Source organism: Pseudomonas tremae, assembly GCF_023278125.1.
GTDB classification, from domain to species: domain Bacteria; phylum Pseudomonadota; class Gammaproteobacteria; order Pseudomonadales; family Pseudomonadaceae; genus Aquipseudomonas; species Aquipseudomonas tremae.
This window is the reverse complement of the sequence record NZ_CP066270.1, coordinates 175,794-190,000: the sequence shown is the minus strand read 5'-3', so window position 1 is coordinate 190,000 and position 14,207 is coordinate 175,794. Positions and strand designations below refer to the sequence as shown.

At 56.0% G+C, this 14,207-nt stretch carries 15 protein-coding genes (1 of these 15 only partly in view); 10 read left to right on the top strand and 5 right to left on the bottom strand.

Annotated features, from left to right (window positions below):
• Positions 1-350, bottom strand: the 5' portion of a protein-coding gene (locus I9H09_RS00820; protein WP_183130953.1) for a CaiB/BaiF CoA transferase family protein. It extends 874 nt beyond the left edge of the window; 350 of the gene's 1,224 nt are visible here — the first part of the coding sequence; the start codon lies at positions 348-350; its stop codon lies beyond the left edge, outside the window.
• A 9-nt stretch (positions 351-359) separates the two neighbouring features.
• Positions 360-1,541 (bottom strand): acyl-CoA dehydrogenase, encoded by a 1,182-nt coding sequence (locus tag I9H09_RS00815; protein WP_005895151.1) that lies wholly within the window; start codon positions 1,539-1,541, stop codon positions 360-362.
• Positions 1,542-1,696: 155 nt separating this feature from the next.
• On the opposite strand from I9H09_RS00815, the gene I9H09_RS00810 reads away from it, so the two are divergent.
• The 7 genes from I9H09_RS00810 (at position 1,697) to I9H09_RS00780 (ending at position 8,176) form a co-directional block, all read left to right on the top strand.
• Positions 1,697-2,623, top strand: coding sequence for a LysR family transcriptional regulator (locus I9H09_RS00810; RefSeq protein ID WP_122347779.1), 927 nt, complete (start codon positions 1,697-1,699; stop codon positions 2,621-2,623).
• 175 nt (positions 2,624-2,798) lie between these two features.
• Positions 2,799-4,292, top strand: coding sequence for a succinyl-CoA:acetate CoA-transferase ScpC (scpC, locus tag I9H09_RS00805; RefSeq protein ID WP_005895147.1), 1,494 nt, complete (start codon positions 2,799-2,801; stop codon positions 4,290-4,292).
• Between the two features lie 320 nt (positions 4,293-4,612).
• Entirely contained in the window at positions 4,613-4,828 is a 216-nt protein-coding gene (locus I9H09_RS00800) for a DUF1127 domain-containing protein (RefSeq protein ID WP_005895146.1), read from the top strand.
• Between the two features lie 313 nt (positions 4,829-5,141).
• The gene (locus I9H09_RS00795; RefSeq protein WP_005895144.1) at positions 5,142-5,459 is read left to right on the top strand and encodes a DUF2388 domain-containing protein; all 318 of its coding nucleotides are present in this window, start codon (positions 5,142-5,144) and stop codon (positions 5,457-5,459) included.
• A 94-nt stretch (positions 5,460-5,553) separates the two neighbouring features.
• Positions 5,554-5,859 carry a DUF2388 domain-containing protein gene (locus tag I9H09_RS00790; protein ID WP_122311317.1) on the top strand — a complete coding sequence of 102 codons (306 nt, stop codon included), beginning with the start codon at positions 5,554-5,556 and terminating at the stop codon, positions 5,857-5,859.
• Between the two features lie 38 nt (positions 5,860-5,897).
• Entirely contained in the window at positions 5,898-6,218 is a 321-nt protein-coding gene (locus I9H09_RS00785; protein ID WP_005895141.1) for a DUF2388 domain-containing protein, read from the top strand.
• Positions 6,215-8,176, top strand: a complete 1,962-nt coding sequence (locus I9H09_RS00780) for a DUF7844 domain-containing protein (RefSeq protein ID WP_005895139.1) — start codon at positions 6,215-6,217, stop codon at positions 8,174-8,176. The genes I9H09_RS00785 and I9H09_RS00780 overlap by 4 nt, the downstream gene beginning before the upstream one ends.
• On the opposite strand, the gene I9H09_RS00775 is transcribed toward I9H09_RS00780, so the two are convergent.
• Both I9H09_RS00775 and I9H09_RS00770 read right to left on the bottom strand, forming a co-directional pair.
• The gene (locus I9H09_RS00775) at positions 8,177-8,554 is read right to left on the bottom strand and encodes an SCP2 sterol-binding domain-containing protein (protein ID WP_005895137.1); all 378 of its coding nucleotides are present in this window, start codon (positions 8,552-8,554) and stop codon (positions 8,177-8,179) included.
• Between the two features lie 173 nt (positions 8,555-8,727).
• Positions 8,728-9,168: a hypothetical protein gene (locus I9H09_RS00770; protein ID WP_005895135.1), complete on the bottom strand. Its 441-nt coding sequence runs from the start codon at positions 9,166-9,168 to the stop codon at positions 8,728-8,730.
• 1,100 nt (positions 9,169-10,268) lie between these two features.
• Here I9H09_RS00770 and I9H09_RS00765 point away from each other — a divergent pair.
• On the top strand, positions 10,269-11,051 hold the full coding sequence (locus I9H09_RS00765) for a hypothetical protein (protein ID WP_236502584.1): 783 nt from the start codon (positions 10,269-10,271) through the stop codon (positions 11,049-11,051).
• Here the strand turns inward: I9H09_RS00765 and I9H09_RS00760 are convergent.
• A protein-coding gene (locus I9H09_RS00760) for an IS3 family transposase (protein ID WP_122346372.1) occupies positions 11,044-12,206 on the bottom strand; the annotation gives its coding sequence in 2 pieces (ribosomal slippage) (positions 11,044-11,951 and positions 11,951-12,206; 1,164 coding nt in all). The genes I9H09_RS00765 and I9H09_RS00760 overlap by 8 nt on opposite strands.
• A 68-nt stretch (positions 12,207-12,274) precedes the next feature.
• Here I9H09_RS00760 and I9H09_RS00755 point away from each other — a divergent pair.
• Both I9H09_RS00755 and I9H09_RS00750 read left to right on the top strand, forming a co-directional pair.
• Positions 12,275-12,964: a hypothetical protein gene (locus tag I9H09_RS00755; protein WP_236502384.1), complete on the top strand. Its 690-nt coding sequence runs from the start codon at positions 12,275-12,277 to the stop codon at positions 12,962-12,964.
• Complete coding sequence (locus I9H09_RS00750) at positions 12,954-14,099, top strand: Shedu immune nuclease family protein (protein ID WP_122347520.1); 1,146 nt, start codon at positions 12,954-12,956, stop codon at positions 14,097-14,099. Before I9H09_RS00755 ends, I9H09_RS00750 begins: the two co-directional genes overlap by 11 nt.
• Positions 14,100-14,207: the final 108 nt, after the last annotated feature.

The window sequence follows — 14,207 nt, the reverse complement described above, 5'->3', positions numbered from 1 at the left end:
TCATAGTCCAGCCCATAGGCCGCCAAGCCACCGACTTTGAAGTTTTCGATCACGATGTCGGATTTCGCCGCCAACTCGCGCACCAGGCGCTGCCCTTCAGGACGCGTGAAATCGATAGTGACCGATTGCTTGTTGCGATTGGCAGACAGGTAATAAGCCGTCTCAGTCGTGTTCTGCCCGGCGGGGTTCTGCAGAAACGGCGGCCCCCACGCACGCGTATCGTCCCCGCAACCCGGCCGTTCGACCTTGATGACATCAGCCCCGAGGTCGGCAAGGATCTGCCCGGCCCAAGGCCCGGCCAGAACACGTGACAGGTCAAGCACCCTTATATGTGAAAGCGCACCCATGATCGGCCCTCCTTAATAGAAGGCCTGAATACCGGTCTGCGCACGCCCCAGAATCAACGCATGCACGTCATGCGTCCCTTCATAAGTATTCACCACCTCAAGGTTGACCAGATGCCTTGCAATACCAAACTCGTCCGAGATGCCGTTACCGCCCAGCATGTCACGAGCCAAACGCGCGATATCCAGCGATTTGCCGCAGGAGTTGCGCTTCATGATCGAGGTAATTTCCACAGCAGCCGAGCCTTCATCTTTCATCCGGCCCAGGCGCAAGCAGCCTTGCAGCGCCAGTGTGATTTCGGTCTGCATGTCCGCGAGCTTTTTCTGAATCAGCTGATTAGCTGCCAGCGGCCGTCCGAATTGTTGGCGGTCAAGCGTGTACTGCCGAGCAGTGTGCCAGCAGAACTCCGCCGCCCCCAACGCCCCCCAGGAAATGCCATAACGCGCTGAGTTGAGGCAGGTAAAAGGCCCTTTGAGCCCGCGCACGTCCGGGAAGATGTTTTCTTCGGGCACAAATACGTTATCCATGACGATCTCGCCAGTGATCGACGCACGCAAACCGACCTTGCCATGAATGGCCGGAGCGCTCAGCCCGGCCCAGCCTTTCTCGAGAACGAAACCGCGAATGTCGCCTGCATCGTCTTTGGCCCACACCACAAACACATCCGCTATCGGGCTGTTAGTGATCCACATCTTGCTGCCGCTCAAGCGATAGCCGCCCTCGACACTGCGCGCTCGAGTGATCATCGCACCTGGGTCGGAGCCGTGATCCGGCTCGGTCAGACCGAAACACCCAATCCACTCGCCCGATGCCAGTTTGGGCAGGTACTTCTCTTTCTGGGCTTGAGTACCAAACTCATTGATCGGCACCATCACCAGCGAGGACTGAACGCTCATCATCGATCGATAGCCCGAATCGACACGCTCTACCTCACGAGCGATCAGCCCGTAACAGACATAATTCAAACCGCTGCCGCCGAATTCTTCAGGGATCGTCGCGCCTAACAGGCCCACTTCTCCCATTTCGCGAAAAATCGCCGGGTCGGTCTTCTCGTGACGAAACGCTTCCAGCACGCGCGGGGCTAGCTTGCTCTGGGCGAATTGCTCTGCAGTGTCGCGAACCATGCGCTCTTCTTCGGTGAGCTGCTGATCCAGAAGCAATGGATCGATCCAGTTGAAGCTTGCCTTGCCGCTCATGCCCGTTCCTCGTATCCAGTCGAAAAGTCTTGTAACGATCCTAGACCCGGCTCAGTCCCGCGACAAACGAGGTTTTATCAAGGTGTTGTGCTAATTTCTCACTCCGAAGCCGTTATTAAAGCGCTTTGCTGAAAATACCAGTGAGAAGAAAGTACATGAGACGCAAGATACCCAGCACGACCGCACTGGTGAGTTTCGAGGCAGCAGCGCGGCACGAGAGCTTCACCAAGGCGGCGCACGAGCTGTCCCTGACCCAAGGCGCTGTGTGTCGGCAGATCGGCGGGCTGGAAGTGTATCTTGGCATCGAGCTGTTTCGACGCTCTCGACGCGGCGTAAAGCTGACAGAAGCAGGGCTTTCATACAGCAGACGCGTTGCCCAGCAGTTGGACGCCGTCGAGCGAGACACGCTATCGGTCATGGGTCAGCAGGGCGCCAATGCAATCGAGCTGGCGGTAGTTCCCACCTTCGGTACTCAATGGTTGTTGCCGCGCCTTAAGGATTTCCAGCACAAGCACCCTGACGTTACGGTTCACCTGACCAACCGTACGCGCCCTTTCCTTTTCGCTGACACTGACTTCGATGCTGCGATCTACTTTGGCGATGCCGACTGGTCAGGCACCGAGTCGCACCGATTGATGGGCGAAAACTCCATGCCCGTGTGCAGCCCGTCGTTTCTGAACGGGCGGGCCAGCCTGACGGCAACTGAACTGGCCGAGCTCCCGCTGCTTCAGCAAACGACCCGACCCTACGCATGGCGCCAGTGGTTCAACGCGCAAAACCAGGATGTGGCACGCGACATGACAGGGCCTCGTTACGAGCTGTTCTCGATGCTCGCGCAGGCGGCGATGCACGACATGGGCGTAGCGCTGATCCCGCCCTTTCTGATCCAGCGCGAATTGCACGAACAGCGCCTGGTAATCGCCAATCCTCGGTCACTGCCCGACACCAAGGCTTATCACCTAATGATTCCAGAACGCAAAGTCGAGTCAGCGTCCCTCTCCGCGTTTCGAGACTGGCTGGTCGGGCAGGCCCGCAACTATCAGCTGCCCAAGGACAACATCAAGCCGCTCAAGAGGGCATAGCGCTGCCGGCAACTGCGAGGTCAGGCCGCTCCACGCGCAGCCTTTTGCATTTCAGGTAACAGTGTTTTGTGCTGGAAGCCTTTAATTAGAGCCCTCCAATGCGACCTTGGTAGCAGGACGAATCCCGCCCGACGCTCTAGACTTGTCGCTTTGCTGCCACCCAGAGACAGACCCCATGTACCCTGACCGTATCCGCCTGCCCTCCCTGATGAGCAAGGTCATGAGCGCAGCCGACGCTGCCGCGCTGATTGAAGATGGCATGACCGTCGGCATGAGCGGCTTCACCCGCGCAGGCGAAGCCAAAGCAGTGCCTCACGCACTGGCCGAGCGCGCCAAAGTGACACCGCTGAAAATCAGCCTGATGACCGGCGCCAGTCTGGGCAACGACCTGGACAAGCAACTGACTGAGTCCGGTGTACTTTCCCGACGCATGCCCTTTCAGGTCGACAGCACCCTGCGCAAAGCCATCAACAACGGCACTGTGATGTTCATTGACCAGCATTTGTCGGACACCGTTGAAATGCTGCGCAACCGGCAGATCAAGGCTGTGGACCTGGCGGTCATCGAGTGCGTCGCGATCACCGAAGAAGGGCATCTGGTGCTCAGCACCTCCGTGGGCAACTCGGCCAGCTTCGCCATCCTCGCCAAACAGGTCATCGTGGAAATCAACCTTTCCCAGCCTCTTGAGCTGGAAGGCCTGCACGACATCTACATCCCCAGCTACCGCCCCACTCGCCTGCCCATCCCGGTGCTTGAGGCAGACTCGCGTATCGGCAGTCATGCGGTGAAGATCGACCCGGCGAAGATTGTCGGCATCGTCATCAGCAACCAGCCCGACTCACCCTCCACCGTCACGCCACCGGACGCTGACACTCAGGCGATCGCCAATCACCTGGTCGAGTTCTTCAAGAAAGAAGTGCGCGAGGACCGGCTGACCGACAAGCTGATGCCACTGCAGGCCGGCATCGGCAATATCGCCAACGCTGTTATGCACGGCCTGCTGGCATCGCCTTTCAACGACCTGACCATGTACTCGGAAGTGCTGCAGGATTCAACGTTCGACCTGTTCGACGCCGGCAAACTGACCTTCGCTTCAGGAAGCTCCATGACTCTGTCGGCCGCCAAACATGCTGAAGTCTTTGCCGACTTCAACCGTTACAAATCGAGACTGGTGCTGCGACCTCAGGAAATTTCCAATCACCCGGAGGTCATTCGTCGCCTGGGGATCATCGGGATCAACACCGCATTGGAATTCGACCTGTACGGCAACGTCAACTCCACTCACATTTGCGGAACGCGAATGATGAACGGGATCGGCGGTTCCGGTGACTTCTCTCGCAATGCGCATCTGGCGATCTTCGTCACCAAATCGATTGCCAAGGGCGGCGCGATTTCCAGCGTGGTGCCGATGGTCAGTCACGTTGATCATACCGAGCACGATGTCGACATTCTGGTCACCGAACAAGGCCTGGCAGATCTGCGCGGCCTGGCACCACGCGAACGCGCCAGAGTGATCATTGACAACTGCGTGCATCCGGACTTCAGGGAGGCCCTCGACGCTTATTTCAGCGCAGCGTGCGCACTCGGTGGGCACACGCCACACATTCTGCGCGAAGCACTGAGTTGGCACATCAACCTTGAGGAGACAGGACGAATGCTGCCGGTATAGGCAGGACAGTTTGAAGTGAATACACGCTTTTCTGTACCACCCGCTAACTGACCTGCTGCGCTTTCATTAAAACTGTACTTCTGTACCGGTCATAAAACTGCCAGAAAAGGCGATATTCACCACAATGGCCCACAAAACGCACCATAAGTGTGCCGACCGGTACAGTTGCCCCATTTATGAACAAAACAGTGCTCTTTAACAGTTAACTGAACCAGCACAATACAAGTGAACTGTGCCTATGGAATCTGGACGCGTGCGAGGAAAATGGGCACCAGTCAAGCAACTCACTTATGCCGCCACAAGCGGAAGGAAGTCACACCATGGAACGTACACTCAGTTCCGATCTGTTCAGCGAAAGCACCGTCAACTCCGCAAAAGCTTCTTTGCCTCTGCGCGTATTCGCCAACCTGATGCTCTGGCAGCGTCGCCTGTCCAGCCGCCATCAACTGGCTCGTCTGGATTCACGCTTGCTGGCTGACGCCGGTATCAGCGAATCGCAGCGTTACGAAGAGCTGAGCAAGCCGTTCTGGCGCTAACTTAGCGCTCGCTGGTCCCAGGCCTTCAAAGGTCTCCCACCAGCACCCCGAATTGCTTCACACAAAACCCGTCTCGGGAAATCGAGGCGGGTTTTGTCGTTTATGGAAGAGATCAAGCCAATATACCAATACCGGTACAGTTTCAAAAAACCCTCTAAATAAGCAGTACAGATGCCCATTCTCGACGATCAGTCGATAGAGCGTCACTGACAGTTATGACAAGTGCTGTATCGGTGGGATAGTCTAGCGCTCTATATCAGCCCTTTGGCTTCGCAAGCAGCCTGTGCCCTTTTGTCCACAATGGAATTCGATCATGTCTCTGCTACGTAACCTTGGCGCTGCCCTTCTGTTGACCGCTGCGGCAGGCGCCCACGCCTCCAGCTTCATCGTGACCACCGATGCATTGGTCGATGCATTCAACGCATCGACCCGCGCCACGTCCAATTTGTCCTCCTCATTGAAAGACGACAAAATTGTTCAGGCCGCGCGTGGGGATGCAGCCAGCTTCGTGGCCAGCTCCGGCGAAATTCGTGGGGCGCAACTGGAAAGCGCACTGCAGCACATTCGCCAGCAGCTTCCTGAACTGCAAGCCACCGACGACCAGTTGGCACAGGCCATCCTGACCATCTGAGAAACTTCTCGAAGCTATCGGTGATCCGGCCGGGGTAGCTCTGGCCGGAGCATTGCGCTAGCCTTGACGCTTGTTTTTTCGCTCCGTGAAAGCCATGCGCTTACTGCATCTTCTGCCTATTGCAGCGCTTGCCAGCCTGATGTTTGTCAGTCAGGTTCAGGCGTTCGATACAACCACTCAAGGGCTGGTAAAGACTGGCTATGCCACCAGTCAGATCACGACGGCGCCGTTTGATAACAAACTGATCATGGCTGCCCGGGATGACGCTGCCGTGTTTGTTGCAAGCGACGGACACATGCGCGGCGCGAGGCTCGAGGCGGCCTTGCACACCCTGCGCCAAGCGGACGCAAAACTTCACGCCAGCGACCTTGAACTGGCGCAGGCAATCCTCGTCCAATAGCCACTTTCCCCTCTTTGCGTAACTGGAGACGTCACTACATGCGTACCCCGCTGATTGCTGCTTCCCTTGGCCTGCTGTTGCTGGCCGATCTTGCTCAGGCCCAGACTGTGGTCGCCACAAGCAACATCATTGTTCGTGCGTTCGGCCGTACCATCGACTTCACTTCCGACACCACTACATCGATCCGTGACTCCAAGGTTGTGATCCAGGCCAAGGACGACGCCGCCAGCTACGTGGCCAGCGGTGGCGATATCCACGGCGCGCAACTCGACGCAGCCTTCGATACGCTGCGTACCCGCGTGCCGGAAGCACGTGGTGCCAGCGACCAGACCCTGGCTGAAGCAATCCTCGCATTGTGAGGCGACTTCGCGCCTGGCTGCTTGCTGGCGCATTGTCGCTGGCCACAACGCATGCTTTCGCCAGCCTGAAGCTGGAACTGCACACCGATGGCCTTGACGCCGCCCAACAGCAAGCCAGCCAGACGCTACTCGACGAAGCCATGCAGGCATTGCCGCCCAGCTTCGTCGAGGCCCTGGACAGAACCGTCGAAGTCACCTGGTCCGGCGACATGCCGCAAAATGCCTATGGCCAGGCTGCCGGTCCTTATCAGCTGTACCTCAATAGCCATCTGCTGGCTTCCTTGACCGACGGCTCCGCCGCCACCGCCCAGACAGGAAGGCCCCACGGCACCGTTCGCCGCGAACTTCTCGCCACCGTCCTGCATGAGCTGACGCACGTATATGACCGCGCTCGCCTATGGTCAGCGGCCGAGCGGACGGTCTTGTTTCGTTGCGCATCGCGCGGCAGCTCACTGGGCAAGGTCGGCCTCCCGGACAACTGCCGCGGCCAGACCGAGCGGCGCTTTACCCTGAGCGATGACCCGCGCCTGCTGGACCTTGCAGGCTGGCAGCAATATGTCGGACGGCGCGGTGATCGCGAGGCACATAACGGCCAGGTTGCACGCAGTCCCGATATCTACGAGACCACCAGCCCGCTGGAATTTGTGGCGGTCAACATGGAGTATTTCCTGCTCGACCCGGCTTACGCCTGCCGTCGCCCGGCGCTCTATGCCTATTACAAGGAGCGCTTTGGCTGGGCGCCTGCCGCACGAGCCGAGTGCCCTACGTTCTACCCGTATCTGAATGCCGGTAACGACTTCGGCCGAGAACCGCTCGGCAAGCTGGACCCGGAACGCGTCTATGCAGTGGACTACCTGCTGGCCGAGGCCAATCAGAACTGGGCCAGCCGTTGGGGCCACAGCATGTTGCGCCTGGTGATCTGCAAACCCGGCCGTCCACGCGGCCCGGATTGCCGCCTCGACCTGGACCAGCACCTGGTGTTGTCTTACCGGGCGTTTGTGGGCGACGTGCAGCTTTCGAGCTGGGATGGCCTGATGGGCGCCTACCCCTCACGGCTTTTTGTGCTTCCGCTGGCTCAGGTCATCGACGAATACACCAAGACCGAGTTGCGCAGCCTTGCGTCGGTGCCGATCAAGTTGTCACGCCCGGAAATCGAAGGGCTGGTCCAGCATGCAGCCGAGATGCACTGGAGCTATGACGGTAACTACTACTTCCTGTCGAATAATTGCGCCGTTGAAAACCTCAAGCTGCTGCGTAGCGGTACCCACAACCCCAAGCTCGTCGGTCTGGACAGCATTCTGCCCAACGGCTTGCTGGAAGTTCTGAAAGGCCGAGGCCTGGCCGACACCAGCGTGCTGGACGATCCCAAGGAAGCTCTGCGTCTGGGCTATCGATTCGATTCCTACCGTGATCGCTATCAGGCGATGTTCGAAGTGCTGAAGAAACATTTACCGATCAAACAGGACACGGTGGAAGAGTGGCTGACGCTACCGGCAAGCGAACGCAGCCAGTGGTTTGACAAGGCTGACCTGCAAACCAGTGCCGCTATCCTTTTGCTGGAACAGGCCAGCCTGCGCCGACAACTGCTGCTGGCTCAGGATGAAGTGAAGCAACGCTACCTAGGTGCGCGAGAACTGAAGGATGGCAGAGTCTCCAAGGCAACCACGACGCTACAGGAGATTCTTGCCAACAGCGGGTTCCTGAGTCGTCCGGCAGAACTTCTGGGCAGCGGCGGCTACGGCTTGCCACAGGCGAGCGAATGGCAGCGTCTGGAAGCGGAAAGCAGCCAGCGGCAAAAACAGCTCAAGCGCCTGACAGGTGATCTAGACAAGGAAGTACGCGCATTGCTGGAGCCCGACCGAGCCAAAGAAATTACGGCCAACGAAGCTAACCTAAAACAGATGGGCGAACACCTTCGCGCGTTGCATAAGGCAGCGGGTGGCCTGCAACTGCCATGATCAAGCTTCTTTCTTCCTGGGCTTGAGGTATTTGGTCAGGCCCTGGAACCAGATCACCAGGGCCGGGCTGCCCTTGATCTGGATGTCCTTGTCCTGAATTCCCCTCATGAAAGCCAACTGCTTGTTTTTTGCCTGCAGCGTAGCGAAGCCATACGCTGAATCACGAAACGCAATGGCAAAGTCAGGATCAGCGACCATACCGCTCGCACTGCGAATACGCTGGTCCTCTACCACGAAGTGGCGTGCGACCTTGCCATCTGTAGTCTGTAACTGGAAGGTCAGGTTCTTGCCAGCCAACTGCTGCTGGAAATCGGGATTGTCTCGACTGGCGCGGGCCATAAGCCGGCCCAACATCCAAAGAAGAAAGCGAAATTTCATACAGGCCTCGGCTCAGACCAGGTCCGGTTGTCCGGATACTGGAGATTCATGACAGTGTAGCGGTTTACCCACAAAACCCTGCATAAAAACATCTATTTCGACGGAGATCGGCACATTAAACCTTTTCTTATATCCGGATGCTGCTTCACGTGGGAAGCAGCACCGCGACTGCATCAGCGAATGCTGTTGATGCTGCCTTTGCTGCCGGTCACTTTCACGTTGACCTTCTTGAAGATGAAGTAGTCCTGAACGCTGACTTCGTAGCGCGGCGCAACGATCAGATCGGCACCCGAAGATTTGACAGCCTTGTACGCAGCAGCTGCCTTGGCGCTCGAGACAGGATCAGGCAGGGACAGACCCAGGCCGCCGCCACTCGAGCCACCGTAAGTCACGCCATCGGCAAACTGGCTATCGCCGCCAAAGCTCAGGAAATTGAACAGCACATTGGTGGAGGACTCGCCGCTGATGGTGCCGCCGACCTTGACGTCCGCCTTCAGGTCAGTCTTGACACTGCCTTCAAGCGGGACGCTTGGCTGGCTGACGTTGTAGCTGACACAGCCGCTGGTCGTAGCGATCAGGGCCGCAACAGCAGCAAACTTCGAGAGCGTTTTCATTTGAGATTTCCCAAGAGTGGTTTTAAGGGGTGCAGCAAAGGCCGCACTCTAGGGGAAAGCGCAACAAGAAGAAGTCAGGCAGAGCTGGGTTTCAGGAAGGTATTGATACGAAAACGAGTAGGACAATTCTCGCAGGCAGTGCAGGCGCGTAATCGGTACCACATGACGCATACAAAAACGGGCACCCAATCTGATTGGTGTGCCCGTTTTCGAGAAGCGCACCTGCGAGAGGCGCGCGACAGGGTATCAAGGGTTGACGCTGTCTTTCACAGACTCCAATAAAATTTGTTTCAAAATCGACTCTGTCTTTGAAAGCTAAAGTTTACGGGGTGCGCAGCCTTTGGACGTGCCCCCTCGCGCTTACCTCGTTTCATAAGGGGTCAAGATGACCTTTTTTTGATCGATCAGGAAAGATTTCAGGTGGTTTTGAAACACCTCTCATGGGCTACAAAACTTCAGGAATTTACCCCAACACGAAAATGAAACGAGTGGACGATTGGCGCATATGCCAATCCAGGGTGGATTGCGTCTACGCCGCCGATCCCGAGACGCTTGCCTTTTAATGCGAAAGCCGGTGCGAGCAGGGGTGCAGATCCTGGTGCATCTGCGAAATATTAGGATATTTTCCGCCGTTAGCTATGTATCAGCATTGCAGCGCTACCCTTGCGTTTATCACCAAAGGATAGAGCCACACCTTCATCGTGCGCTCATGTAATCGACTTGCGTGGTAATGGCAAGGAGTTGACGGCTTCATCGCTGAACCTACTAACTCTGACGCACGCCGATTTTGCGGATCAGCGCTGCAATTTCTCTCGGCCTGATCAACGTTTTCCATTTATGGCTACCGTTTTTAGCTATCCCGATCTACATAAAGGGATAGTCCGAACACTTCTGCGGCTGGCCGATCTCTGCCGATACCAAAGGGCTGCAATGGGTGTTTCCGCGCAAGCGGATGGCGAACACACCGTATCCGTTCGGGCGTCAGGCGTTGTGTTTCTCTGGCTGCCAGCGCAAGACGTATTCCCTGTACGTTTGCGACGGGCGGTGCTTGGTACAGGTAGACTCCCTAATACTTAACGATCTGATAATGGAGGGTACGCATGGAATTGGGTCAACACTTACTCCGATTGGTGATTGGTAACCTGCCTAAGGCTGCTGGGCTTCTGCCCGATAAATTTCTAAAGGCAGCGCTGGCACGTGTCAATGATTTCAATCCATTCTCCAAGTTGGAAGCAAAAGACGATTTGACGCGTGCACTACGTTTGGCTTGGATTGAGGCCGCACTCAAGCTGGATGAGTCGGCACGGGATGCTTGCAGCTCTCCTGATTGGATATCCCAGGCTGGCGATGTGAAAAATTTCTCAGATATGCTGCGTAAACGACTGATAGCGCTGCGAGATGTCGTTTTCGATCGGAGCATCCCTCTTTCTAAGCTCTCAATCGATCAGCACTTGCAAGCGGTTATTGTTCAAGCCCCTGCGACTTTGACAGGGCGGAAAGTATATACCAGTCAAGCGATAACCGAAGAGTTTGAGAAAATCATTGCTGATATAGTTGGCTGTATCCCGAGTGATGTTCCAGACCTGTACCAGGACATCGCTGAGCGAGGTCTGCTTACTTCTGGAGGAGCGTCTGAATATAGCTTTGGAGACCTAGTGCTTCTCGTCTTTATAGAGCTGCTTCAGGATCCTAAACGTTATTCTATAGCTGGAAGCGCCTTCACTATTGCTACCAACAGCTTGGCCGTTGAGCTTGTTCAACAATGCTTAAGCATACTGGAGGGGCTAGATAAGCGATTTGACTCACTGCTTGAGCGCCTAAATGTCACGTCAGGCGGTGTCGGACTTGAAGAGTGGTTAGGACATGTTGTAGTGGTCAACTGATCCCGGACACGACGTTAAGTTTTTTCTCGTACTGAGCGGGTGCCAGTCCATTATTGAACTGGTGTGGCCGAACCCAGTTGTAGCGATGCATCAGATAATGACTGATATCCCGCTGTGCCTCTTGGGCCGTCATGTAGCCCACGGCGGGTATCCACTCGGTTTTCAAGCTGCGGAATACACGCTCCATCGGCGAGTTGTCGTAGCAATTACCTCGGCGACTCATGCTCTGGCGCATGCGGTATCGCCAAAGCCGCTGGCGAAACTGTCGGCTCCCATATTGGGAGCCCTGATCTGAGTGAAACAGCAGGCCCTGAGGCTTGCCGCGTTGCTCATAAGCCATGTCCAGCGCCTTGATGACCAAGTCCGTGTCCGGTTTGTTTGAAAACGCCCAGCCCACCACCCGACGCGCATAAAGATCCATAACCACCGCCAGGTAATGCCATTTTCCTTGCGCCCAGATGTAGGTGATGTCGCCACACCAAACCTGATTGGGCGCGGGTACATCGAACTGCCGATTCAAAATGTTCGGAATGTCAGGCCTCTCCACTGTTGCTTTTTTATAAGCATGAGAGCCAGGTTGCTTGCTGATTAATCCCAGTTCCCGCATCAGGCCACGTACCTTGAACCGGCCAATTTGCTCGCCATCTTCCTGCAATACCGAAACGATACTGCGGCTGCCAGCAGCGCTTCGACTTTGCCCGAACAGCTCATTGACTCGACTGAGTAAACGAACCCGCTCGGTGTCTGGAGCCCGACGCCGCTGGCAATGGTCGTAGTAGCACGAGCGAGGTGTCTCGAACATCTCGCACAGCAATTCGATCGGCTCATGGGCACCTAGCTGATCGATCAGCGCAAGCGCTCGTGTTCTTCCGACATCAAGAGCGCGGTAGCCTTTTTTAAAATGGATTTCTCCCGCTCAAGACGAGCGATGCGCGCTTCCAGCTCCTGAATTTTCTGCTGCTCGGGCGTCAGGGCTTTGCTCTGAGGCGTCACGCCATTGCGCTCCTGCTGGAGCTGGCTAACCCAGCGACGCAGCGCAGACTCGACCACTCCAAGCGAGCGAGAAGCTTCGACATGGCTATAACCTTGATCGAGCACGAGGCCTGCGGCCTCACGTTTGAATTCAGCGGAGAAGGTACGGCGTTGCTTGGTCATCAGACACCTCTATATCTGGCGATATTCTCGCCTAAATGAGTGTCCGGAATCATTAGACCACTACAGATATGCCTGTTCGCTTGAAGCTCTTTGAACCCTTAAGTAATGGCAAACGACCTATTTATGTCGTGACACAGGCGAACGAGGCGCTGTATGTGCGCCTCGACCCTGATGCCGTTTATAAGTGGTTACAGGCAGTGGGCGTCTCAGACTTGCCGCAGTGGGACAGCAGTGGCTCCATCAAGCTGGGTGGGAAACTGCTAGAAGTGGCAGAACCCTTCGGACGCTATTTCTCCCTTCTCAAAGAAGGGGATGCATCAACCTACCGCTACGTGTACACCCTGTTGCACACATATGCACATGCACTTATGAAAAACGTGGCCGAGCTGTCAGGCTTGGACCTGAGCTCTATGGGGGAGTACATCTTTCCTCTCGACCTCGCATTTGTGGTGTATCGAAACGGCACCACCATGGACCTGGGTAACCTGTCATCGTTGTGGCGCAACGAACACAATCTATTTCTGAAGCGTTTCTTAGATACGTCGATCCACCGCTGCAACTCAGGTCGACTTTGCGATGCCGCCGGTGGGGCCTGTCCTGACTGCATCATGATTCCAGAAACATCGTGTGTTGCGCAAAATCAGCTGCTGTCGCGTGCCGTCCTGAAAGGCGGTCCTCCACCTCGCGAAGATGCGACACACAAGGGACAGCACATCCGCGGTTTTCTCGAGATGACTAACGAACACAATGAAAGCTGAATTACTCAAAGCCTTCGATGTACTCATGCCACACTGCGATGTCAGCGCTGCCTTATGTGAAGCAGCAGGTCAAGGTGCCCTAGATACGCCCCTGGACGTGCACTCCATTTGTACTCGTGTCGGACTTTCGCAGGCACGAGCTGCGGCAGTAGAGCGGACGTTGATGATGGGGCAAACGTGCAATTTGTTTACGCAGTCAACGCCACACAAATGGCAAGTAGGTGATCGTGCTCTGGCGTTAGAGTTAGCTCCCTTTTTACACGGCGCCCGGCTTTATCGAGTTCGTGTTAGCGATGCTGGTGGGGAATTCCAAACCCGCATGCAGCACGTGGTTATGACGAGTATTCCCGCGCCCAGCAATTCAGAAATCGGTACGGAGTCTGAAAACACGAACCAGTTGGATCTCGGGCCAGGGCCCAACCGCTTTGGTCCATCGCAACGTCCAGTAAACGCCGCTGAAGTTCGTCGGCGTGCGGTGGTAAAAGTCCGAGAGGATCTTCCGGCGCTTGCCGCTGAGCACCCTCTTACGTTGATGGAGCTGCATGCCGATATCGAGCGGGTCTCGCTGCAGCAAATGATCGACTCATATCGCGACATGCTTGCTCAACAACTGAGCGAGAACTTATGGCAGCAATTTTTCGATCAGAATATCTTCATACTGACGATGTTGTTTTGTGGACCCGTGCATTTGGTAAGCGCGCAGTTTCATGCCCAGCCCAGTGGAATCAGAGGTACAGGAGCCCAAATAGGCGACTATCTTTTCCGAGGGGCCGGCCAGGTTTTGTCAATTGTCGAGATCAAAAAGCCCTCTACACCTCTTGTACAGAAAAGAGAATATCGCCATGGCGGCGGGGTCCATGCCCCAGACTCAGAGTTAAGCGGGGCAGTCAGTCAGGTTTTGTATCAACGCCACTCGCTACAGACGGCGTGGGGCATTCATCGTGATGATGAGATCCTGGCAGGCTCTCGGCCGGACAATACCCGTTGTGTGGTAATCGCCGGAACCCTCCCCGCCGAGTCAAAGCTAATACGTTCGTTTGAGACTTTTAGATGTTCTTACAAGGATGTCGAAATAATCACCTTTGATGAGCTTCTGCGAAAGTTGGAGCTTTTTCTGACGCACCTTGCTGAATAGCCTTGGCCTGTGTGGTGCTTACGACAGTACTCTTCGTACGGAGCCTGGTCATGCTGGGATAAAACCCGGAAGCTTGTGGCGCACTTGGTTTTATCTATAAATGTTCTC

What these genes read in the sequence shown, in the direction of transcription:
- I9H09_RS00790 (WP_122311317.1), top strand. Translation starts at nt 5,554, where the DNA reads ATGCGCTTACTGCATCTTCTGCCTATTGCAGCGCTTGCCAGCCTGATG.
- I9H09_RS00810 (WP_122347779.1), top strand. Translation starts at nt 1,697, where the DNA reads ATGAGACGCAAGATACCCAGCACGACCGCACTGGTGAGTTTCGAGGCA.
- I9H09_RS00775 (WP_005895137.1), bottom strand. Translation starts at nt 8,554, where the DNA reads ATGAAATTTCGCTTTCTTCTTTGGATGTTGGGCCGGCTTATGGCCCGC.
- I9H09_RS00785 (WP_005895141.1), top strand. Translation starts at nt 5,898, where the DNA reads ATGCGTACCCCGCTGATTGCTGCTTCCCTTGGCCTGCTGTTGCTGGCC.
- I9H09_RS00795 (WP_005895144.1), top strand. Translation starts at nt 5,142, where the DNA reads ATGTCTCTGCTACGTAACCTTGGCGCTGCCCTTCTGTTGACCGCTGCG.
- I9H09_RS00800 (WP_005895146.1), top strand. Translation starts at nt 4,613, where the DNA reads ATGGAACGTACACTCAGTTCCGATCTGTTCAGCGAAAGCACCGTCAAC.
- I9H09_RS00750 (WP_122347520.1), top strand. Translation starts at nt 12,954, where the DNA reads ATGAAAGCTGAATTACTCAAAGCCTTCGATGTACTCATGCCACACTGC.
- scpC (WP_005895147.1), top strand. Translation starts at nt 2,799, where the DNA reads ATGTACCCTGACCGTATCCGCCTGCCCTCCCTGATGAGCAAGGTCATG.
- I9H09_RS00765 (WP_236502584.1), top strand. Translation starts at nt 10,269, where the DNA reads ATGGAATTGGGTCAACACTTACTCCGATTGGTGATTGGTAACCTGCCT.
- I9H09_RS00755 (WP_236502384.1), top strand. Translation starts at nt 12,275, where the DNA reads ATGCCTGTTCGCTTGAAGCTCTTTGAACCCTTAAGTAATGGCAAACGA.
- I9H09_RS00770 (WP_005895135.1), bottom strand. Translation starts at nt 9,168, where the DNA reads ATGAAAACGCTCTCGAAGTTTGCTGCTGTTGCGGCCCTGATCGCTACG.
- I9H09_RS00815 (WP_005895151.1), bottom strand. Translation starts at nt 1,541, where the DNA reads ATGAGCGGCAAGGCAAGCTTCAACTGGATCGATCCATTGCTTCTGGAT.